The sequence below is a fragment of the Staphylococcus sp. HMSC065D05 genome (assembly GCF_001813195.1).
Taxonomy (GTDB): domain Bacteria; phylum Bacillota; class Bacilli; order Staphylococcales; family Staphylococcaceae; genus Staphylococcus; species Staphylococcus epidermidis.
This window is the reverse complement of the sequence record NZ_KV811769.1, coordinates 44,138-66,752: the sequence shown is the minus strand read 5'-3', so window position 1 is coordinate 66,752 and position 22,615 is coordinate 44,138. Positions and strand designations below refer to the sequence as shown.

Sequence of the window (22,615 nt, the reverse complement as noted above, 5' to 3'; positions counted from 1 at the left end):
AAATAGGTAAAGGAGTTTATAGATTGAAAAAGATAAAAAAAGCAATAATTCCTGCCGCTGGTTTAGGTACTCGTTTTTTACCAGCAACTAAGGCGATGCCAAAAGAAATGTTACCAATATTAGATAAACCAACAATCCAATATATTGTAGAAGAAGCCTCTAAAGCAGGGATTGAAGATATTATTATAGTGACTGGCAAGCATAAACGTGCAATTGAAGATCACTTTGATAATCAAAAAGAATTAGAAATGGTTCTTGAAAATAAAGGAAAAGCAGACCTGCTTGAAAAAGTACAATATTCAACAGATTTAGCTAATATTTTTTACGTACGACAAAAAGAACAAAAAGGGCTAGGACATGCAATTCATACTGCAAAACAGTTTATCGGTAACGAACCATTTGCAGTGTTATTAGGAGATGACATTGTAGAATCTGATACACCAGCTATTAAACAATTAATGGACGTTTATGAAGAAACAGGCCATTCAGTGATAGGTGTTCAAGAAGTGCCAGAATCTGATACACATCGTTATGGTGTGATTGATCCTTCTGCTAAAGAGGGAAGTCGATATGAAGTACGTCAATTTGTAGAAAAGCCGAAACAAGGTACTGCCCCGTCTAATTTAGCAATCATGGGTCGTTATGTATTAACACCAGAAATTTTTGATTATCTTGAAACACAAGAAAAAGGTGCTGGAAATGAAATTCAATTAACTGATGCGATTGAACGAATGAATAGCAAACAACAAGTGTATGCATATGATTTTGAGGGTAATCGTTATGATGTTGGAGAAAAATTAGGATTTGTTAAAACAACGATTGAATATGCTTTAAAAGATCCAGAAATGAGTCAAGACTTAAAAGCATTCATTAAGCAATTAGATATTTAAATTCAATCAAAAATGCCTGAGACAAAATAGTTGTCCCAGGCATTTTACGTATTTATAGTGGATGATTGGATTGAGTATTCACTGTCATCAAATTTTGATTATTAGAAAGAATAGTACCCAATATCGAGAGTTCAACCTAGAGATTCTACTAACCATGTTAACTCTATTTCGATATTAAGATTTCAAAGAGAATACATTTCTACCTTTTTCTACTTAAGAGTTAAATATAGCATCGTTCATTTTTTGTGCAACTACGTCAAAATGGTCACAAGAAAGTGATACATAAAGTTTAATTTTAGGCTCTGTACCAGAAGGACGCAAAGCAATAAATCCTTCATTAAAGTATATCTTTATTACATTCGCTTTAGGTAAAGTTATATCACTGACTTCATCATTTTGTAAGTCAGTCTTTTTACCTGTTTCAAAATCTTCGATTGCAATGACTTTAAGACCGCACATTTCCGTAGGTGTTTCACTTCTGAATTGAGTCATAATATTTTCGATTTTTGCCTTGCCTTGAGTACCTTCAAATGTATGTGAGAAGAGCTTGTCATTAAAGTTACCGACATTTCGAGTAATGTCTTCTAATTCATCTTTAAGCATGCGTCCTTCATTTTTTAATTCAGCTGCATACTTAATCATTAATGGCACGATTTGAATCGCATCTTTATCTCTTACAAAAGGACGAGCTAAGAAGCCATAGCTTTCCTCGTAGCCAAAAAGAAAGTTTTGTTCAGGAGACAGATGTCTTATTTCAGCTGCGATATATTTAAAACCTGTCAAAACTTCTTTGAAATTAACATTATGATATTGAGCAAGAGATTTAGCTAAGCCACCACTTACAATTGATTGGAACATGATTCTGTTAGGCAATCCTTCTGTTTGTTTGATGCGATAATTTAACAAAAGTGCACCAATCTGATTTCCGTTGTAATAGTAGATGTTACCTTCAGCATCACGTTCAACTATTCCTAAGCGGTCTGCATCGGGATCTGTGCCAATAAGTAAATCAGCATCAATATGATTAGCAAGTTCTATCGATTGATCAAACGCTTTATGATCCTCTGGATTTGCACTGGCTACAGAGCTGAAATCTGAATCAGGTTCACATTGTGATGCAACTAACTCAAATTGATTAAAGTTAAGAGAAGATAAAATGTCAGGTACAATTGGCACACTCGTACCATGCAAGCTTGTAAAGACAACTTTTAAATCGGACTGTGGAATCGTTCCAACTAAGTCTTGTACGTTTTTGAAATAATCTTCTCTGACTTCACTCGGGACTGAATGAATTAATGATTGTTGTTCAGTAGTTAAACTAGGTACATTAATATGAAGTGGATGACCTAATTTATCGATATATGTGCTTAATTGTGCGGAAGCGTCGGTTGATAATTGAGCACCATCTTCTCCATATACTTTGATTCCATTGTAATCTTTAGGATTATGGCTAGCAGTAATCATAACACCCGCATCAGCTTGTAAGTATCTGACTGCAAATGATAAATCAGGTGTTGTTCTGTATGTATCAGCAAGATAAACTTTAATATCATGACTTGTTAGAATATTAGCGATAATTTGAGCAAATTCAGGTGATAAGTGTCTTGTGTCATAATGTATGACGACGACAGGATGCGCGATACTTGATGTTAAATAATGGGCAAAGCCTAACGCTACTTTAGATACTGTGAACTTATTTAATCGGCCTTCACCTAAACCGAATTTCCCTCTAATACCAGCCGTACCAAAAGACAGTGTAGTATTAAGTCCTTCTTGTTGCTCTTCGGAAGTTTGATTATTATAAAAATCTTTGACTAAACTTTCGTCTAATACATCTATCCAATTATTTTTCATATTTACAAATTCCTCTTTATTAAAATTAAAATATACATTATACTATATTTTTAGTTTACGTTTATTTTCGAAAACATAAAAAGTTCTTAACTTATTTTAAAACAACATATAAAATACTTCTTAAATCACATTATAAAATTTCTAGCTTCAAAATGCATCAATATTTTTATAATTAACTATAAAATAGCATACATCTTAAAAGGTGAGGATTAAAACAATGATATATACGGTAACAAGCACATTACCCCTAGTGCACGGAGGAAGAACTAAATCATTATTAACAAGAATTCGATTTCTTGATAAAGAAATGGGCATTCACAATAAAATATTAACAACGAATTATAACGCTAATTATAATGAAGTTTATCAAAAGTTCGAAGAGAATCAACTCATAACGAAAAATACGCAAATCGAAAATATATATGATTGGTTATCTGATTTCAAATTACTTTCAATACCTAAAACAAGATTTAAGAAAAAAACTCTTTACTCTGAAAAAGATAGAGACATAGAAGGTTTAACTTCTAAAGTATTCAATGATGGCAATGTGAAGAGATATTATGATCAAGAAACTTATGTTTTATATCGAAAATTTTATGAAGATACAAATATCATAGAATTTGAAGACGTGATGTCACCAATTTCTAAGAAAAAAATTGAACGTAGAGAATATAATCACTTCGGTCAATTGCATAGAAAGATTTACTTCTCAAGTCGCACATATCACAAAATTTTGGAAGAATATTTTGACACAGAGGGAAGTATTTACTGTAAAAAATTTTTCAATTCTCAAAAGGCAAATGAATTAGATTTCATTCAAATTTTTAAAAATCAACGTATCATGAAGGCTTTTAAAAACGAAAAAGATCTCTTTAAATATTATTTCGAACATCGCTTTAAGCAAAATGATATTGTTTTTAATGATGCTAGACTTCTAGATAAACCACTTTTAAATAACTGTATGAACACAAAAAATGTGCTTGTATTTCATAATAGCCACATCGATGGAGATCATATTAAATCTTCATACAAAATTGCACTGGAAAATTCTGATAAAGTAGCTCAATACCTCTTGCTCACACATATGCAAAAAGACGATATTCAACATGCATATGGTATCAGCGATGAAAAAATATCGATTGTACCTCACTTTATTAAAAGCTATGGACAACAAGATACTCAAGACAAAGAGGATAGATTTGTATTTATTGGTAGACTAGGCAAACAAAAACAAGTGGACCATTTAATCAAATCTTATAATCAATTCTTAAAATATGGACATCAAACGAAATTAGCGATTTATGGTGCAGATGAACAAAATCAAAAACAAGTCATACTAGATTTAGTTAAAGAATATCAAATTGAAGATAAAGTTGATTTAAATGATTTTACCAAGCATCCACTTGAAGAATTCAAAAAATCTAAAGCCTCACTATTAACCAGTGAATATGAAGGTTTTGGTTTAACCGTTATGGAAAGTATTGAAGTAGGTTGCCCAGTCATTGCTTATGATGTAAGATACGGTCCTGATGAAATCATAGAGCACGGTGAAAATGGTTATCTTGTTGAGCCAGATAACATTGAAGCATTCGCAGCCTATATGGATAAAATAATTAAAAATCCACTAACAAAAGTTGAAACAAAAAATGCACTCAAGTATGAACAAGCAAAGAATAACTATCAGAAGTTGTTTGAGAGAGTAAAGTAATTTAAATAAGGTTCATAGGATAAGAAAATATTAATAACAATAAGACTAAATTACAATTTATTTTGAACTACACGCTGTTAATAATCAAAAACAGCGTGTATTTTTAGATTATTAAGATAAATTAATTTAATAATTTATCTAATCTTTTCTCATATATTCACTAATAATAGAGAAGGAATAGTATGTTTGGAACAACTAAAAATGATATTATTTGTCTAATAAATTCGATTTGAAGAATTCAAAAAATCTAAGACCTCACTATTAACCAGTGAATACGAAGGTTTTGGTTTAACCGTTATGGAAAGTATTGAAGTAGGTTGCCCAGTCATTGCTTATGATGTAAGATACGGTCCTGATGAAATCATAGAGCACGGTGAAAATGGTTATCTTGTTGAGCCAGATAACATTGAAGTATTCGCAGTCCATATGGATAAAATAATAAAAAACCCATTCAAACAAAGAAACATTTATAGTATGAAATTATAAATAATAAGAGTTCCTGACATTAGAAATAATTAAATGAATGAAAAACATGTACAGATTAATAAAATTATCAGTGTGTTTTAATCTATAGATTTATAAAATCACATGGCAAAAATACTTTGAGTTGATAAAAATGATTAATTCCAAAATTTATTAGGATAATCTTAATATGTCTATTAGAAATTTTGTATACTGTACAAATTACACGTTTATATTGTATTATATTAATGTTATTCTTTTTAGTCCTCGCTTACATTATTCTTCTTTCACTTTTACTTTTCTTATTTTTTCATGTTGTTGGAGGTGTACTCATGGATGTAGTTTCTTTATTCTCAGGAATTGGAGGATTTGAAGAAGGGTTCAAATCTTCTAAATTAGATACTAATGTAGTTTTTGCTTCAGAAATTGATAAATTTGCTAAACTTTCTTACAAAACTAATTTTGGTCTTTATCCAGAAGGTGATATAAAAAAAGTTCATGAATTTTTGATACCAGATCATCAGCTATTAACAGCTGGATTTCCGTGTCAATCTTTTAGTATAGCTGGAAAAAGATTAGGATTTGAAGACACAAGAGGTACTCTTTTTTTTGATATTGCACGTATTTTGGATTGGAAACGTCCTAAATTTATAATTTTAGAAAATGTAAAGAATCTAATATCTCATGATAAAGGAAAAACGATAAAGCGTATTTTAACAATTCTCTCAGAAATGAATTATTCTATTGACTTTAAAATATTAAATTCTAAATATTTTGGTACAGCACAAAGCAGAGAAAGAATATATATAATAGGTATTTTAAATTACAAAAAAGAGAAATATATTTTGGATCATCAATGTAATAGAAAATTAAATGCATTAAAAAATGAGGTGAATAGTTGTAATAATATAAAAAAATTTAATTTTGATATAAATACTCAAGAAAATTTGTCTCATGTTATTAAAGATATAAAAGAAAATGAAAACTCTGTTGATTCAAAATATTATTTAAATAATATTTCTACATCAGATATTAAAAAAATATATACAAAAGAAGCTGTTAAAGATAAAGGTATTATAAAACTTTTTGATATCCCAAAATCCATGCATAATGATAATGAAAGACAAAGAAGAGTTTATTCTATAAATGGTTTAGCTCCTACCGTTTTAGCTAGAACAGATTCTGCTAAAATACTGGTTGAAAAAAATAGTCATTATTTAATAAGAAAATTAACTCCTCTAGAGTGCTTTAGATTACAGGGATTTCAAGACTCATTTTTTTATAATTTAAAAAAAGCTGGCTTAAGTGATAGTCAATTATATAAGCAAGCTGGGAATGCTGTTACTATAAATGTTATTACTTCAATAGCTAATGAAGTATATAAAATATTAGGAGAATAAAAATGAAATTCATAGATTTGTTTTCTGGTATAGGAGGATTTCGATTAGCTCTTGAAAAAAATAAATGTGAATGTGTATTTTCAAGTGAAATTGATAAGTATGCCAGAGAAACCTATAAGTTAAATTTTAACGATTACCCATATGGTGATATAACTAAAATACATCATGATGACATACCTGACCATGATATACTCTGTGCTGGATTTCCATGTCAACCTTTTAGTCAAGCAGGTAAGCGATTAGGATTCAATGATGCTCGGGGGACACTATTTTTTGAGGTTTTAAAAATTTTAAAATATAAACAGCCTAAGGCTTTTATTTTAGAGAATGTGTCAGGCATTGTTAATCATGATAATGGTAAAACTTTAGAAGTCATTGTAAATTCATTGAAAGATGCCGGATATAAAATTAGTTGGAAGGTGCTTAATTCCAAGCATTATGGTGTACCACAAAATAGGAATAGGTGGTATTGTGTTGGCGTTTTGAAAAAATTTAATATTATTGATATTGAGGAAGTTTTTCCTAAAAGTTCTAAATTATCCTATTATTTAGATGAGGTCATATCACCTATTAAAAGTAACCATTACCAAATAAGTGAAGTTGCAATTAAAAATGTAAAAAAACATATAGATACCTTTAAGAAAAAAAATAAAAATAATGAACACATTATAATAGCTAATAATATAAGACCGTCCAAAGTTAGTTTTAGCGCTAATGGAATTAGTCCATGTTTAACAGCTAAAATGGGAACAGGAGGTAATAATGTTCCAGTAATAGTGAAATGGAAGAGAAAGCTGACTGAAAAAGAATGTTTAAAATTAATGGGATTTCCCGATGATTTCATAATAAAAGAAAATTATAGTCAAAGCTATAAACAAATAGGTAATAGTATAGTTGTTCCAATTGTTGAAAAAATTTCTAATAATTTAATTGAACGTTTAAATAATATTAAATAATAAAACTAATTGCTTCCTATGTTATATTTGCATAGGAGGTGTTTTTTTATGGAAGAAAGAATAAAAGGATCAAATTTACATGGTAATAAGAATGAGGAATTAATAGTTAAATATTTAGATGAAAAAAACTATAAAGATTTAAATATAAATATGAAAAATTTTATTAAGTTTATTTCTGAAGATAGTAAAACGGAACTCACGAATAATTCAAAAATCAAAGCTTATTATGTAAAAGATGGTAAAGTTAAACAAGATATAATAATAGAATTTAGTGAGCGCAAATTTTTTATAAGTATAAAAATGGGAAAAGGTAATAGTGTGCATCAAGAAAAAATAGATGATTTCATAAATTTTTTAGATGAAAATTTTGTAGTAAATAACGAATTAAAAAATGCATTTAGATTAGCTATATGGGTAGATGGTTCACTAGACGGTAAAGGAAATCCAAAAGATAGATTTAGTATATCTCAATTAAAGAATAAATATCCTCAAGAAGTCGATTTGATTCGCAACTTTTTAAGTCAACATGAAAAGCAATTAATTAGTCATTTTATTGTAACTGGTAGACATAATAGTCAGGTAGACTATGTTTATCATGGTACTATTGAAAATGGGGCTTGGATTTCAGTTGAACAACTTATTGAATATAATATGAAAAATGCAATTAAGAATAATAAAAAAACTCCTGCTTTACCAATTGGTAGAATGAGTATTCAACCATGGAATTCAGCTTTAAATGGAAATCCAAAGCTTGAAGGAAGAAGAGGGCAGCTTCAAGTTAAATACACTAAAATGGAAAAAGACTTTGATGAAATTCATATAGCTAATACTTTAAATAAAGGTACATATGCAGGTGATAAAGAAGAATTTAATATTTCTCAAACATTTAATAAAAATAAGAAGCACAAATTTTGGAGTATTATGAACTTAAAAGAATGTAATGAAAATCTATATGTTGTAAAAGTCTCGAAAAAAGTGAAATCTAGATTGAGCAATAAAAAGGTATTACCAAAAGCTGATGCATATGTTGTTGAAACCAAATTATCAAAGGATTATTTATTACAAAGAGAGTACAACCTTACTGAAGATAATTTAAATACTATAGATCATAATATAATTAAAAATACAGGTATATCTGTTAAAAGGGCAGATTCTAAAAAATATACAATTGCAAAGTTCACTTTAAATACTTTTGAAAACCTTTTAAAAGACTTTGATAATGTGAGAATTTTGTCATTAGGTGTATTTTTATCTGTAAAAGATTTAGACAAAAATAGTGCTATTATTAAAGGTATGAATTTATCAGTTGATCAAATAGAAAGTATTTTAAACGACTATAAAATAATAGATAATAAATTAAATTTGAAAGATTACGACCAAATTAAGAGTGTTAAAAAAAGTCTGACAAATATTATTAGAAATATTGTGGATAATAATTTGGATATTAAGAAAGCGATTTTTAATGGAATAAGTTTATATGAAGAACCCTATCCTGCGCACTATATTTTTAAAAATGGCCAATTAACTAATGATTTATTTACTGATTATTCTATTTCAAGAGGTTCTGGATTGAGTAAAGGAAAATATTATATAATTTTTAAACCCAAAGGATAGATTTTTGATTAAAAGTAAATTAGTGATACTTTTGTGAAATCTATCACAAAATACTTTTAATTTACTTAAAATGATGTAGTATATGAAGTGTAAGGAAAGAGTAAATTATTGAGGTGATGACTATGAGAAATGCTATAGAAGAATTGATCTTCTCCGATGTAAGTAGTTATGACATCTATGTAAACACAGGCGTTAACCAAGGGTTGGTTGGAGACATCAAGGATGGTTATTTGACGATTGATTCTATCCCGTATATTGATGCTGAAAGATTATACTATTATAGTTTAGAGCGCAAAGCCCTCGTTACAAGTTGATTTTTGACGCACTCCCACAATGTTGAACTCGCTTGCTCTCAAAGAGTAATTGAGGGCAAAATTGACACTCTATATACCCCTAAAATCTTAATTAATGTGTTAGGAGACCGTAACTTACTACCCCTGTGAGTTATGGTCTTCATTTTTGATCTGTGATTCAACGATGATTTACATTTCTTTTAATGTGTCATATTGTCTCACACGAAGTATCCTATGATTACATCGAATCTTTCATTTCCCAACATATTTTAATCATCACAATGCAAACTGTCTTGATAATTATTAAACGTTTCGACCTCTAGGATTTCTAGAGTGTTCAGCCTGTTTAAAGTTCTTTTTTACGGAATTGTAAGCATAAACAATATTATATAACTTATTTTTAGCATCGTTTTCACTTGAAAATGGTATACGTATATCGTCTCGCTTGTTCACTTCGCATCTAAATGCTTTTTCTTGTTCCTGACGTTCAGCTAGCGATAATGCGCACCATTCTTCCTTTGAAAATAATTCTTCAAAACGAAATTCAAAAGCAGTACGATGATTATTTTCACTTAGTTTTAATACCCGTTCATAAAACGACATTACTGTTCCTCCTAAAACTTGACTTTTATTCTTTAGTTACTATGTTTACTTTATAATGAAAATGACTAAATATAAAATGATTTTTATAATTAAATATATGATTGATTCCTTTTGTTTAAAGTTGATCTATAAATCACATTAATGTCCTATTCTCTAACAAAACGTTATGATAAAGATATTCAAAATAATTCTATGATAAGGAGTAGTGATGTATGACAAAGTTAAAAGAGAAAGTTGCAGTCGTTACAGGTGCGAGTAGCGGTATAGGAGAGGCGATTGCCAAAAAGTTAAGTCAACAAGGTGCATCAATAGTTCTGGTTGGTCGTAACGAACAACGCTTAAACGAAATAGCCCAGCAATTAAATACCCCAGCTAAAGTTGTTTCAGCGGATGTCACTGTAAAATCGAACATAGATGATATGTTAAAAGCTGTAATAGACCATTTTGGTCATATCGATATTGTTGTGAATAGCGCAGGTCAAAGTTTATCATCTAAAATTACAGACTATAATGTTGAGCAGTGGGATACTATGATAGATGTAAATATTAAAGGTACACTCCATGTTTTACAAGCAACATTGCCTTATTTGTTAAAACAATCTAGTGGGCATATCATCAATCTTGCATCGGTATCAGGATTTGAACCAACAAAGACGAATGCCGTTTATGGTGCGACAAAAGCAGCAATACATGCAATCACACAGTCTCTTGAAAAAGAATTAGCACGTACAGGTGTTAAAGTGACTAGTATTTCACCAGGAATGGTTGATACCCCTATGACGGAAGGTACTGATTTTGGAGAACGTAAAAAACTTGAAGCACAGAACATTGCTGATGCTGTAGTATATGCTTTAACACAACCTAGTCGCGTTAATGTTAATGAAGTAACGATAAGACCTGTTTAAATGGTGACATTTCTTTATTTAAAATAGCATTTTCGTTTCATGTTACACTTAAATTGTTACGTTTGAATTCAACCACTTTATACAAAGGATGGGATATCAATTGGATAAACGTCAATTTGAAATTTTAGATATGCTAGTTAAATTTAATACTGAAAGTCCACCTGGACGTAATACAGATCCATTGCAAGATGAAATTGAAACGTTACTTAAACAACTGGATTTTTCAATACAAAGAGAACAGTTATATGACAATGATAGTGTGATAGTAGCAACCTTAAAAGGACACAATCCTCAAGCGCCAAAACTGATATTGAATGGGCATGTTGATGTAGCTTCTGTAGATGACGATCAATATTGGCAGTATCCACCTTTTAAACTTACCAACAAAGATGAATGGTTATACGGTCGTGGTGTTAGCGATATGAAAGGTGGTATGTCTTCGTTATTCTACGTCCTGGAGCAATTACATCAAGAAGGACTACGCCCAGAAGGGGATATTATTGTTCAATCAGTAGTCGGTGAAGAAGTAGGTGAAGCAGGGACTAAACGTGCGTGTGAAATAGGACCTAAAGGTGACTTAGCTCTTGTCTTAGATACGAGTGAGAATCAAGCACTTGGGCAAGGTGGCGTGATTACTGGATGGATTACAGTTAAAAGTAAGAATACAATACATGATGGTGCGCGTAGTCAAACGATACATGCCGGTGGGGGCTTGTTTGGTGCAAGTGCCATTGAAAAAATGACAAAGGTGATTCAATCGCTTAATGAACTTGAAAGACATTGGGCTGTCATGAAGAAGAGCCCTGGAATGCCGCCAGGTGCGAATACAATTAACCCAGCTGTCATAGAAGGTGGACGTCATCCTGCATTTATTGCAGATGAATGTCGATTATGGATTACTGTTCATTACTTACCGAACGAAAGTTATGAATCTGTAGTTGATGAAATAGAGAAATATTTAAATAAGGTTGCAGAAGCAGATGTATGGCTCAGAGAGAATCCACTTGAATTTGAATGGGGTGGTACATCCATGATTGAGGATAAAGGAGAAATCTTCCCAAGTTTCACTGTGCCGACACATCATCCAGGTTTTAAGCAATTAGAAAAAGCACATGAATATATTCATAATAAAAAGCTTGAACATGGTATGAGTACAACTGTAACTGATGGAGGTTGGACAGCACATTTTGGCATTCCCACAATACTATATGGCCCAGGTAGTTTAGAAGAAGCACATAGCGTAGATGAGAAAATAAAAGCAAGGGAATTAGCACAATATAGTGATGTTTTATATACATTTTTAAAAGAGTGGTATGCACACCCACAATCCTATAAATCATCATAGATAAAAAAGAGGTACAAGAACGACTTTTATACTCTCAAAATGTTGAGTTAAAGTGATGTGTTCTGTACCTCTTAATTATTATAAAGAATAACAAGTTGAATAGTTATAAAAAGATATTTATTATTTTCGTGTTCATTTCATATAAAATACAATTGTCAAGGTGAGTTTATCTTTTAAATGTGTTTTTTAATTTTCGCATCCAACTACCACCACGTCTAGAATGAACGGGTTGTCCTGAAGGTTGTACCGATTGTTTTTTTAGTTCTTCTCCATACTTAATTGCTTCTTGCATCAAGTAAGATTGAGAGTTTAAAGGTGATGAATTGTTTTCGACGTAATGATAAACGCCCTGTGCATCTTGGTAACGACCTTTTTGGTTGTCAGATAATTGTAAATTCATATAGTTAACTAATCGTTGTCCTATTGATTTATCTTCAACAGGGAATAATATTTCGACACGTTTAATCATATTACGTGTCATAACGTCAGCTGAAGATAAATAAATATGCGCCTCGCCATTATTATGGAAGTAATAAATACGTGAATGTTCAAGCAAACGACCCACAATACTAACAACCTCTATATTTTCGCTAATACCTGGAATGCCTGGTTTAAGACAACAGATACCACGAATGATGAGTTGTATTTTAACACCAGCTTGGGATGCTTCGAAGAGCTTTTCGATAATCGTTTTATCGGTTAAAGAGTTCATTTTCATCATAATTTTACCATTACCATGTTGTAAATGACTACGTATCTCTTTATCGATACGATCAATGAAGACGTCTCGAATATCGTATGGTGCTACAATCAATTTATTGTATTCTGGTTTTGTTGAGTAACCACTCAAGTAATTAAAGAAGTTAATTGCATCCTCAGCAATATCTTTATTTGTCGTGATGATACCCATATCTGTGTATAATTTAGCAGTTTTATCGTTATAGTTACCTGTACCCAAATGAACAAATGACGTCAGTTCATTATTGATGCGTTTAACGACTAAAGCAATTTTACTATGCGTTTTTAAATGTGTCATACCATAAATAACGTGACAGCCAGCATCTTCAAGCATACGTGCCCAATGTACGTTATTTTCTTCATCAAAGCGTGCTTTTAATTCTACGAGCACCGTTACTTGCTTGCCGTTTTCAGCAGCTTCTTTTAAGCTGTTAATAATCGGCGAATCCTTACTCACTCGATACAAGGTTTGTTTGATAGCGATTGTATTTGGATCATCTGCTGCTTGTCGAATAAAGTCAACTATTGGTTCAAAAGATTCATACGGATGGTGGAAGAATATATCTCTTTCTAATGATAACTGATAGATATTCTTGTTACCTAATGATCTAGGTGGTTGAGGGGTATATTTATCATACGTTAAATACTTGAGTTTATGAGATAGATGATCAACCAATCCAAATAAGAATGTTAAATCCAGTGGCCCATCCAAATAATAAATATCATTATCTTCAATTTCTAATTGATTGATTAACCATTCTACATTCTCTTTTTCAGAAGTGCGACAATCTAATTCTAAACGTACAGCGGAACCACTCTTACGTTCTTTTAAGAAACGTTCAATTTCTATAAGCAAATCCTCAGCACCATCTTCATGAATGGTTAAATCTGCATTACGTGTTATTCGGAAAGTAAAAGTATTTAGTACTTCGTATCCTGTAAATAGATAATTGATGAAATACGTAATCACATCTTCGACCATGACAACGTATTGTTTTGTACCCTCATTTAAAGTTAAAAAGCGTGGAATTAATGAAGGAATTTGAACGATAGCTGAATTAATGGCATCTTCCGTATCGATATCAACAAAAATATTTAAACTTTTATTATTTAACTTTGGAAATGGATGATACGCATCAATACCTAATGGAGTCAGTGTCGGCAAGACACTTAACTTGAACTCTTGTTCTAATTTTTCTATCAATGCATCTGATAAGTCTTCAGGTTTTACCATCTCAATATCGTAATTGGCTAATTCTTTAATTAATTCGTTATAACGTTGATATTGAGTGTTCACATAGTCTGTATTTTTAATTTTAATAGCATCAAGTTGTTCTTGAGGCGTCATTTGTGCTTTATTTTCAGGTTTGTCATATCCCATTTTGACTTGGTCTTTTAACCCAGCCACTCGAACCATAAAGAATTCATCTAAATTTGAACTGAAAATCGAAATAAAGTTAAGTTTTTCAAGCAACGGATTATTTTTATCATATGATTCCTGTAATACTCTGTAGTTAAAATCTAGCCAACTTAACTCCCTATTGTTGTAATACTGTGGTAAATTAATATCTTTTTCTCCCAATCGAGTTTGCATACTATACATACACCTCATTAATTAATCTTTATAATGCACCAATCTAAAATATCATAATAATTTTAAGATTTTGTAAATATAATAGAAACCTTACCTTTTAAAATTTTCTCAATATGCTTTTTCTGACGATTTGCTTGGTATTCTTCTGCAATAGGTGATCCTTTGTAATAAACTATTAAATCGTATTTGTCATCTTTCTTTGCTTTTAGTTTAACTTCCTCTACAAAACTAGTATGTGAGATATTCAAGGTGTTTGCAAATTTAATAATCCCCCCTAAAGCTTGTATTGTATCTATTTCTTTATTACTAAACCACTGTGTTTCTTTGCAATAAAATTTAAGTAAAGATTTGTTTTTAAAACTAGCTAACAAAGCTAATTTCACACGATCTTTATGTGAAAAGCCGTTAATCATTGAATTTGCGATTAAGTAATACGTATGTGGTGAACTTGAGTCTGAATCAATAAAACTACCTAGATAATAAATGTAGGCACCTTCAATAAATAATTCTTTTTCAATTTCTGAAATATTAAGTGATCGTTCACTTATAATTTGATTCAATAAGGATTGTGCTAATTTCACACGACGATTAGCACTCGTTTCTTCAATATGATATTCGTTAGCTAAATGACGTAATGCATCTTTACGTACGTGACTTTTATTAAACTCATCAGGATATCGTTTGCTGATGTGGTTCATAATAAATCCTTCACGAATCCCTTTTCTTGAGAAGGTGAATTGTGTGGCGTCAATTTTTTTGAAAAGCGTTTTAAAGACGGAGATAGCCGGCAGAATAATATCGACGCGGTCGCGACTTAAACCGTCTAGATTTGTTAGTTCATCGCGAGAACTTTTACGGATTAAATCATAAACATTGTTAATATCTTTCGAAGTCATCGTATAGTTATGAACGCCACCGATAGGGTATGCATGTGCTGATTGATGAATGCGTGCAACATTACGTGCAGAACCACCTACTCCTACAAGCGCAATATGTTGATTGGATAGCCAGTCTAGCTGACTAAATTGCTCACGTAAAAACTGTTCCATATTTTTAATGGCTGTTTTGTCATTATGTTCTTTATCACCAAAAAACTGACGCTTAAGTGATACCACGCCGAATGGAAAGCTGTGAGACTCTTTAAGTTGCTTATCTTTGAAAAGGGTAACTTCGGTAGAACCGCCACCGATATCGACAGAAATTCCATTTTCAATATCGGTAGTATGTGTAATCGCATAGTAACCGTAAAATGCTTCATCTTCTTCAGGTACAATTTGAATTTCGATATGAATATCTTGTTTAATTTCTTTAATGATAGCTTCACGATTTTTAGATTGACGAATAGCAGCTGTTGCGATGGGATATAATGCATCAACGTTAAATTTATCTGCAACTTTTCTAAAACTGCTTAATGTCTCTTTTAAAACATGAATACCTTCATCATTCATTTCATTGGACTTTGTGAGATATTGACTTAATCGTGCAGGTGTTTTTATATTCAGTATTTCATTGAGTCCAGTTTTTTTATTGTAGCCAAATATAACAAGTCGAATCGTGTTGGAACCAATGTCTATCAAACCAATTCTTTCTTCCATGTGTGCCTCCTATTATTCAAACAATGCGTTTAAAATAATCCCTATTTAATTTTATTGTACATGATATAGATAAATTGAAAAGAACTTACAGTTAATTTTTCTGAAATATTTAAGATGATTGATTAGTAATTATAATTTTTAAAAATATAATTTTAGTAAAAAGAAAAGTACATAAGTGTATAACTTAACTCAGCTATTTATTTTTTTCGTGTGTCTTATTTTTATCACTGTTTAAGTTGATTCACATCGTGGAAAAATTAAACTAACATGATACTTAATTGTATTAAGTATGTACAAGTGATAGGAGAGTGACTTTGGATGGAACGTTTAGAAAACAAAATCGCAGTGATTACTGGTGCGAGTACTGGTATTGGGAAAGCATCAGCCGTGGCGTTAGCAAAAGAAGGCGCACATGTGTTAGCGCTTGATATATCAGATCAATTAGAAGAAACTGTACAGTCTATTAATGATAATGGTGGGAAAGCAACTGCATATCGCGTAGATATTTCAGATGATAAACAAGTCAAACAATTCTCAGAAAAAATAGCACAAGACTTTGGACATGTAGATGTTATTTTTAATAATGCGGGTGTAGATAATGGCGCCGGACGTATTCATGAGTATCCAGTTGAAGTGTTTGATAAAATTATGGCTGTTGATATGAGAGGAACGTTTTTAGTAACTAAATTTTTATTACCTTTAATGATGAAACAAGGTGGTTCTATTATTAATACAGCTTCATTCTCTGGACAAGCTGCCGATTTATACCGTTCAGGGTATAATGCTGCAAAGGGTGGTGTCATTAATTTCACAAAATCTATCGCTATAGAATATGGACGTGAAAATATTCGTGCTAATGCCATAGCACCTGGAACAATCGAAACACCACTTGTTGATAATTTAGCAGGTACATCAGATGAAGAGGACGGACAAACATTCCGAGAAAATCAAAAATGGGTAACACCATTAGGTCGACTAGGAACACCGGATGAAGTCGGGAAACTTGTAGCATTTTTAGCTTCTGATGATAGTTCATTTATAACTGGTGAAACTATTCGTATCGATGGTGGCGTGATGGCTTATACATGGCCTGGAGAAATGTTAAGTGATGAAAGTTGGAAAAACTCTACTAAATAAAATTATTGAAAATAAAGCATGCCTAAGACATCATTTCTTGTCTCAGGCATGTTTTAATATATTGTCGGGCAATCACCGAAATAAGGTTTATTTTTATTGAAGCATTTTAACAAATTTAATTTTTGTTATTGAGATGTGGCAGTAAATTCTAATATGAATGTTAACTTAATTCATTTGTGCTCTGGTAATGATTATTCTGAGCAGATTTCACACAATTTATACTGTGCATCAGCCCAACTTGATAAGTGAGTATAACCTTTTAATTCTTTAGTATTGATTTTAATGGTAATGTTTTCATCATTATTGAGTGTCTTACCACATTTTGAACAAGTCATAGCTCCAAATATAGTCTTTTTAGCTTTATTACCAGTAGAAAACATGATATACCTCCTTCATTTACCACATAAGTGCTTGATAACTGTCATCATTTAATGAGCGAACAATCTCAGTAATTAAGCGCACTGAATTTGTATAATCATCAATGTTGAGCACTGATACATTAGAGTGCATGTATCTTAATGGCACGCCGATTGTAATTGTTGGGATACCTTCATTGGCTACATGAATGCTACCTGCATCTGTACCACCACCAGGTGTTGTTGCCCACTGTACAGGAATATTATGATGCTCAGCAACATCTTTAATATGTTTGCGCAAACCATCGTGAGCGATACTAGTGGCATCCATCAATATTGCTAACGGGCCATCACCCAACTTACCTTCATTTTTTTCACTCGTCATACCTGGAACATCGTATGCAACCCCGACGTCCACAGCGATTGCTAAATCAGGTTTAATCAAATTTGCTGCAACTTTAGCACCACGTAAACCTACTTCCTCTTGTACAGTTGCACCGGCATATAGATTGATATCTATGTTTTCATCTTTAAGTTGTTGAAGTACTTCAACAGCAAGTGCGCATCCATATCGATTATCGAACGCTTTAGCTGTTAAGTATTTATCATTGGCTAGCGATTCGAATTCGCTATAAGGTGTAATCATATTACCTAATTCAATTCCTGCTTCTTTCGCTTCTTCTTTACTACCTACACCAATATCGATATACATATTTTTAATATCAACAGGCTTCTTACGCTCTTCTGGTGAGAGGGCATGTGGTGGTTTAGAACCAATAATTCCACGTATCTCTTTACCATTTTCAGTAGTAATCGTCACTTTTTGAGATAACATGACTTGATTCCACCAGCCACCAATGGGCGTGAAATAAATGTATCCTTGTTCATCAATTTGTGTAACGATAAAGCCAATTTCATCTAAATGACCGGAAATCATTAAAGATTTAGTTCCATGAGTAGCATTCTTTTTACCAAAAATACCTCCTAATCGGTCTTCAACAATCTCGTCGCTGACAGGTGTTAAATAATCTTTCATCAATGATTTAACTTGCATTTCATGTCCAGAAATGCCATTAACATCTGTTAAAGATTTAAGTAATGCTTTAGATTCTGGCATAGTCATTCCTCCATTAATAAGTCTTTAAAAGTAGTATAACATTCTAAATAGTGAAATTCTGAATCCCATGTTTATAGATGTTTAAATTTTCAAAATAAAAAGATATTTATCTTCATATAAGTAACATATTCAAATTAAAGATGATATAATTAACATGATTAAAGATGAGAGAAGGCGACTACTATGAAAAAAGTCATATCGCTTTTAGTAGTAATAGTGATAAGTGCTGTATCTCTTTCAGCATGTGGGAAGGAACGCACAAAAACTTATGAAGGCGAAGTCAACGGAAAGCAAGTGATTACATCTTTGACATACAAAGATGATGAAGTTCTCAAACAATCTACTATAGCAACAGTTAAATATGATGATTTAGGCATTACTAAAGATGAAGCGAAACAAATGTTTAAAAATGATGAGCAAGCCTTTAAAGGGATAGAAGGTGTCACATATAAAGCTGATTTTAAAGATCGAAAGGCCATCGAACATATCGATATTGATTATAAAGATGCGGATATCGATCAGCTTAAGAAAAATTTAGGTTTCATATCATCCGATGCCAAAAAAGGTGACCATGTGAGTATGGATAGGGTTGTTAAACAACTCAAACGTAATGGTTTAAAAGATAAAAGTAAAATGAATGAAGATAATTAAATTGAAAAGGAGTGAGACAGCATTCTGTCTCGCTCCTTTTCGATGTTGTGATTTAAGAAATTAATTTAAGTTTATAATCCTGAATGGACGTTGTAGTGCCATCTAATTGTCTATAGATAATATGATCGGAAGTAATCTCCGTTGGACTATGAACGCCTACAGCTGCAGCGATGTTAAATAATCCTTCATGCAAACTTGTAACATAATTTGTAACACGGTATTGTTTTTCATCAACAATAAGTCCTTTTTCTTTTTTAGGATCGGTTGTTGCTACTCCGACTGGGCATGTATTTAAATGACATTGTTGGCTCATGATGCATCCTACACTTATCATCATCCCTCTAGCAATATTGACGAGATCTGCACCTAATCCTAATGCAATTGCGATTTTATCTGGAGTCACTAATTTGCCAGACGCAAAAATTTTAACTTTATCTCTTATACCATACTTTTCTAACATACTTGAAACGATAGGAAGTGCTGTAAATAATGGTAAACCTACACCATCTTCAAGCTCTTGGAAAGTAGCGCCTGTACCACCTTCGCCACCGTCAACAGTGATAAAGCTTGGATAGATGTCTATCTCTACCATTGTTTTAACTAACGTCTCTATTTCTTCAACTTTACTAACAACAATTTTACAGCCTACCGGTTTTTGACCTATTGATTGTAATCGATTAACGAAATTCAGTAAATCTGTTGGATTTTTAATAAAATCAAAACGATTAGGTGAATTAATAGTTTCATATGGTTTCACATTTCTAATGCGTGCAATCTCTTCTGTGACTTTATTGCCTTCCATATGTCCACCACGTGTTTTAGCGCCTTGTGCTAACTTGATTTCAAACGCACGTACATTGTCGTGTTCAGCAAGATTGATAAACATATCTTTATTAAAATTACCATCATGATCTCTGACACCAAAGAGTCCCGGACCTATTTGATAAATGATATCGCCATTGCCTTTTAAATGATATTCAGATAGTCCGCCTTCACCTGTATTCATCCAAGTACCAGCTTTAGCTAATCCTTTTGACAGTGCAGTAATTGCATTTTTACCTAGAGCGCCATAACTCATCCCAGATTGACCAACTAATCGTTTAATTTTAAAGGGATGCTTAAGGTTAGAGCCTAATATGACTGCATGTTCATCAGTTAAGAAAAATGGATCAACCTGAGCGCTTTTTCTGTGTTCTTCTCTACTAAATAGGCGCTCATTCTCAATATGATATAAGAATGTAGAAATGAATTCAGTATGATCGATATGTAATTCAGTCGCTTGAAGTGGAAACATCGTATTCTGAATATAAAACCCTTCTTCATAATCCTTACCTGTACCGAAACTAGTCATTCGTGATTTATATTTTCCAGCTAAAACAATATTTTTATAATCACTTCGTGAAAAAGGTTTTCCTTCATTATCGTTTGCGAAGAAATATTGTCTTAATTCGGGACCGATTTTTTCAGAAATATAACGTATTCGACCCAAAACAGGAAAATTTCTTAGTACACTGTGTTGATTTTGACCTTTGTCTTTAAATAACCAAATAACCCCAAGAATCATAATCGTTAATAACACAATCATGATGATAATATTGACTATGAATTGCATGACAGTTAAAACTGACATAAACAATACCCCCTAAAAACGTTTTCAATATTATGATACAACACTGTATGCGTTTTACAATGAAAGTCTAATAGAAAAACATTAAAATTATTGTGCGGCTGTATTAAGATAAAAATATATGTTTTATGCGAGAAGAGGGACAATATGGATATTAAACAATCTTCAGAGAAACAAGGTCGACCGTATCATTTATCAGACAGTGGGACAGTTTTAAAAAGAAATTTTATATTAATACCAGCTTATATTTTATTACAAAGTATCGTACCAATCATTGTTGTTTTCGGCTCATTAGGAATCACTGCAATGATAACACAACAGGCACCACCACAATGGTTGTATCATTTTTCATTGAGTTTAAGTTTTGTGATTGCTCAAGGTCTAATATTAGTTATCTTTTATAAAATGCATCAATCTGTAATAAATGATGTGATGAAGCAACAATGGATAGTTGCAAAGAATAAAATAATTAAAATTGTAATAGTTGCGATTGTCGTATATTTATTATTACTTATAGTTCGGGTGATTGGAACAGCATTACCTAATCATTTAAGTTATCATCTCACGCAATACGAACAACGTACATTAGGACTATTTAAATCACCTTATGTGTTGTTAGTTACTTTTATATCCATGGTATTCTTACGTCCAATGGTAGAACAAATCATTTATAGATATCTCATCATCCATGAATTAGGAAAAGTATGGAATAGACAATTTGTAATTGGTTTGTCTATTGTTATTGAAACGATCGTACATGTTTACGACATGGCATCGATTTTTGAAATTCTTCCATATATCGTTATTGCTTCAGCAGCTACAATACTATATATTAAATCGCGGGATAATTTAATTGTCGCTTATATATTTCAAGTGATTTTGCAATGTATCCTTTTTATAGAAATATTAAGTAAGTATACCAACTTTTAAGAAGAAAAGTTCGAAATAGGAGTTTATTATGTCAAAGGAAGTACAACATTGTTATTGTCAAACTCAAACTACCGTTGAGGGGAAATTTAAATTAAAGAAAATAGTCAAAAGGGATTTTTTGCTTGTTCTTTTATATGTTTTGGCAATTTTTATTTTACCTGATTTGTTCGCTAATATTACAACGTAGATATTAGCTATAGTTAATGGTTATTTATCTGAAGATTATTTAAATAGCTTTTATAATGATGCAAGTACTGTATATGCGTTTGTCGGAGAGGCAGTTGTTATTCTTATTTTTTATTTATTACATAAAAGAACGATGATAACGACTGCAATGACTAAAATTAAAGAATTAAAAAAATATATACCTTTACTTATTATTTGTGCGTTAAGTACAGAGATTTTTACAAGTCTTTGGGAATATTCAATTGATTTTTTACCTGAACAGTATCAATATTATGAGACAGTTAATGAAGAGGGAATTGAAGAGTTATTTACACATACGTGGATAACACCCATACTATTTATAGATATTGTTATTTTTACACCAATCATTGAAGAACTTTTATTTCGTCATTTAATCATTCATGAACTAGGTAAAAAATTAACTTATGGTTTGATGTATATTGTGTCAGTAGTGGGATTTACATATTTTCATTGTACCGATGCAGTTTCACCATTTGAAGCAGGACCTTACTTTATTGCAGCAGTCGTATTTGTTATAGGTTACCATTTTAGCCACCGTAATTTAGCAGTACCAATTGCTTTGCACATGATTACAAATTTAATAGCATTTTGAACAGTGCTTCTACTTATACGATTGCGTTTAAGTAAACTATT

At 31.6% G+C, this 22,615-nt stretch carries 19 protein-coding genes and 1 pseudogene; 13 read left to right on the top strand and 7 right to left on the bottom strand.

From position 1 onward, the window contains the following. Positions 1 to 23: 23 nt before the first annotated feature. Entirely contained in the window at positions 24 to 890 is an 867-nt protein-coding gene (gene galU / locus HMPREF2897_RS09965; RefSeq protein WP_002490646.1) for a UTP--glucose-1-phosphate uridylyltransferase GalU, read from the top strand. 213 nt (positions 891 to 1,103) lie between these two features. Here galU and HMPREF2897_RS09960 read toward each other — a convergent pair whose 3' ends face one another. Continuing rightward, positions 1,104 to 2,744, bottom strand: coding sequence for a phospho-sugar mutase (locus HMPREF2897_RS09960; RefSeq protein ID WP_070593104.1), 1,641 nt, complete (start codon positions 2,742 to 2,744; stop codon positions 1,104 to 1,106). Between the two features lie 217 nt (positions 2,745 to 2,961). On the opposite strand from HMPREF2897_RS09960, the gene HMPREF2897_RS09955 reads away from it, so the two are divergent. The 6 genes and pseudogenes from HMPREF2897_RS09955 to HMPREF2897_RS09930 all read left to right on the top strand — a co-directional run bounded on the left by HMPREF2897_RS09955 (position 2,962) and on the right by HMPREF2897_RS09930 (position 9,198). Beyond that, positions 2,962 to 4,452, top strand: a complete 1,491-nt coding sequence (locus tag HMPREF2897_RS09955; RefSeq protein WP_070593102.1) for a glycosyltransferase — start codon at positions 2,962 to 2,964, stop codon at positions 4,450 to 4,452. A 231-nt stretch (positions 4,453 to 4,683) separates the two neighbouring features. Then, positions 4,684 to 4,908: pseudogene (locus HMPREF2897_RS09950) on the top strand (glycosyltransferase); the annotation flags it as partial. A 338-nt stretch (positions 4,909 to 5,246) separates the two neighbouring features. Beyond that, positions 5,247 to 6,314: a DNA (cytosine-5-)-methyltransferase gene (gene dcm, locus HMPREF2897_RS09945; protein ID WP_070593100.1), complete on the top strand. Its 1,068-nt coding sequence runs from the start codon at positions 5,247 to 5,249 to the stop codon at positions 6,312 to 6,314. Between the two features lie 2 nt (positions 6,315 to 6,316). Continuing rightward, the gene (locus HMPREF2897_RS09940; protein WP_070593099.1) at positions 6,317 to 7,270 is read left to right on the top strand and encodes a DNA cytosine methyltransferase; all 954 of its coding nucleotides are present in this window, start codon (positions 6,317 to 6,319) and stop codon (positions 7,268 to 7,270) included. Positions 7,271 to 7,318: 48 nt separating this feature from the next. Continuing rightward, complete coding sequence (locus tag HMPREF2897_RS09935) at positions 7,319 to 8,884, top strand: hypothetical protein (protein ID WP_070593097.1); 1,566 nt, start codon at positions 7,319 to 7,321, stop codon at positions 8,882 to 8,884. Between the two features lie 122 nt (positions 8,885 to 9,006). Next, positions 9,007 to 9,198, top strand: a complete 192-nt coding sequence (locus HMPREF2897_RS09930; RefSeq protein WP_001831457.1) for a hypothetical protein — start codon at positions 9,007 to 9,009, stop codon at positions 9,196 to 9,198. Between the two features lie 282 nt (positions 9,199 to 9,480). Here HMPREF2897_RS09930 and HMPREF2897_RS09925 read toward each other — a convergent pair whose 3' ends face one another. Further along, positions 9,481 to 9,780, bottom strand: a complete 300-nt coding sequence (locus tag HMPREF2897_RS09925) for a DUF1413 domain-containing protein (RefSeq protein ID WP_002447143.1) — start codon at positions 9,778 to 9,780, stop codon at positions 9,481 to 9,483. Positions 9,781 to 9,992: 212 nt separating this feature from the next. On the opposite strand from HMPREF2897_RS09925, the gene HMPREF2897_RS09920 reads away from it, so the two are divergent. Together HMPREF2897_RS09920 and HMPREF2897_RS09915 are read left to right on the top strand one after the other, a co-directional pair. Then, entirely contained in the window at positions 9,993 to 10,685 is a 693-nt protein-coding gene (locus HMPREF2897_RS09920; protein ID WP_070593095.1) for an SDR family oxidoreductase, read from the top strand. An 88-nt stretch (positions 10,686 to 10,773) separates the two neighbouring features. Continuing rightward, positions 10,774 to 12,030, top strand: a complete 1,257-nt coding sequence (locus HMPREF2897_RS09915) for an acetylornithine deacetylase (protein WP_002447145.1) — start codon at positions 10,774 to 10,776, stop codon at positions 12,028 to 12,030. A gap of 166 nt (positions 12,031 to 12,196) precedes the next feature. On the opposite strand, the gene HMPREF2897_RS09910 is transcribed toward HMPREF2897_RS09915, so the two are convergent. Together HMPREF2897_RS09910 and ppx are read right to left on the bottom strand one after the other, a co-directional pair. Then, positions 12,197 to 14,362 carry an RNA degradosome polyphosphate kinase gene (locus HMPREF2897_RS09910; RefSeq protein ID WP_070593093.1) on the bottom strand — a complete coding sequence of 722 codons (2,166 nt, stop codon included), beginning with the start codon at positions 14,360 to 14,362 and terminating at the stop codon, positions 12,197 to 12,199. 62 nt (positions 14,363 to 14,424) lie between these two features. Beyond that, on the bottom strand, positions 14,425 to 15,957 hold the full coding sequence (gene ppx / locus HMPREF2897_RS09905) for an exopolyphosphatase (RefSeq protein ID WP_002490615.1): 1,533 nt from the start codon (positions 15,955 to 15,957) through the stop codon (positions 14,425 to 14,427). A gap of 318 nt (positions 15,958 to 16,275) precedes the next feature. On the opposite strand from ppx, the gene HMPREF2897_RS09900 reads away from it, so the two are divergent. Continuing rightward, complete coding sequence (locus tag HMPREF2897_RS09900) at positions 16,276 to 17,094, top strand: SDR family oxidoreductase (RefSeq protein ID WP_002490675.1); 819 nt, start codon at positions 16,276 to 16,278, stop codon at positions 17,092 to 17,094. A 191-nt stretch (positions 17,095 to 17,285) separates the two neighbouring features. Here the strand turns inward: HMPREF2897_RS09900 and HMPREF2897_RS09895 are convergent, their stop codons facing one another. Together HMPREF2897_RS09895 and HMPREF2897_RS09890 are read right to left on the bottom strand one after the other, a co-directional pair. Then, positions 17,286 to 17,474, bottom strand: coding sequence for a hypothetical protein (locus HMPREF2897_RS09895; protein WP_002447149.1), 189 nt, complete (start codon positions 17,472 to 17,474; stop codon positions 17,286 to 17,288). Positions 17,475 to 17,490: 16 nt separating this feature from the next. Further along, the gene (locus HMPREF2897_RS09890) at positions 17,491 to 18,567 is read right to left on the bottom strand and encodes a M42 family metallopeptidase (RefSeq protein ID WP_002475837.1); all 1,077 of its coding nucleotides are present in this window, start codon (positions 18,565 to 18,567) and stop codon (positions 17,491 to 17,493) included. Positions 18,568 to 18,750: 183 nt separating this feature from the next. On the opposite strand from HMPREF2897_RS09890, the gene HMPREF2897_RS09885 reads away from it, so the two are divergent. Next, the gene (locus HMPREF2897_RS09885) at positions 18,751 to 19,218 is read left to right on the top strand and encodes a YehR family lipoprotein (protein ID WP_002447151.1); all 468 of its coding nucleotides are present in this window, start codon (positions 18,751 to 18,753) and stop codon (positions 19,216 to 19,218) included. A gap of 52 nt (positions 19,219 to 19,270) precedes the next feature. Here the strand turns inward: HMPREF2897_RS09885 and HMPREF2897_RS09880 are convergent, their stop codons facing one another. Beyond that, complete coding sequence (locus HMPREF2897_RS09880; protein ID WP_002495091.1) at positions 19,271 to 20,848, bottom strand: FMN-binding glutamate synthase family protein; 1,578 nt, start codon at positions 20,846 to 20,848, stop codon at positions 19,271 to 19,273. 144 nt (positions 20,849 to 20,992) lie between these two features. On the opposite strand from HMPREF2897_RS09880, the gene lnsB reads away from it, so the two are divergent. Both lnsB and HMPREF2897_RS13175 read left to right on the top strand, forming a co-directional pair. Beyond that, positions 20,993 to 21,775: a CPBP family lipoprotein N-acylation protein LnsB gene (gene lnsB / locus HMPREF2897_RS09875; protein WP_002447153.1), complete on the top strand. Its 783-nt coding sequence runs from the start codon at positions 20,993 to 20,995 to the stop codon at positions 21,773 to 21,775. 334 nt (positions 21,776 to 22,109) lie between these two features. Continuing rightward, a complete protein-coding gene (locus HMPREF2897_RS13175; protein WP_002475847.1) occupies positions 22,110 to 22,574 on the top strand; it encodes a CPBP family intramembrane glutamic endopeptidase in 465 nt (154 codons plus the stop codon). Positions 22,575 to 22,615: the final 41 nt, after the last annotated feature.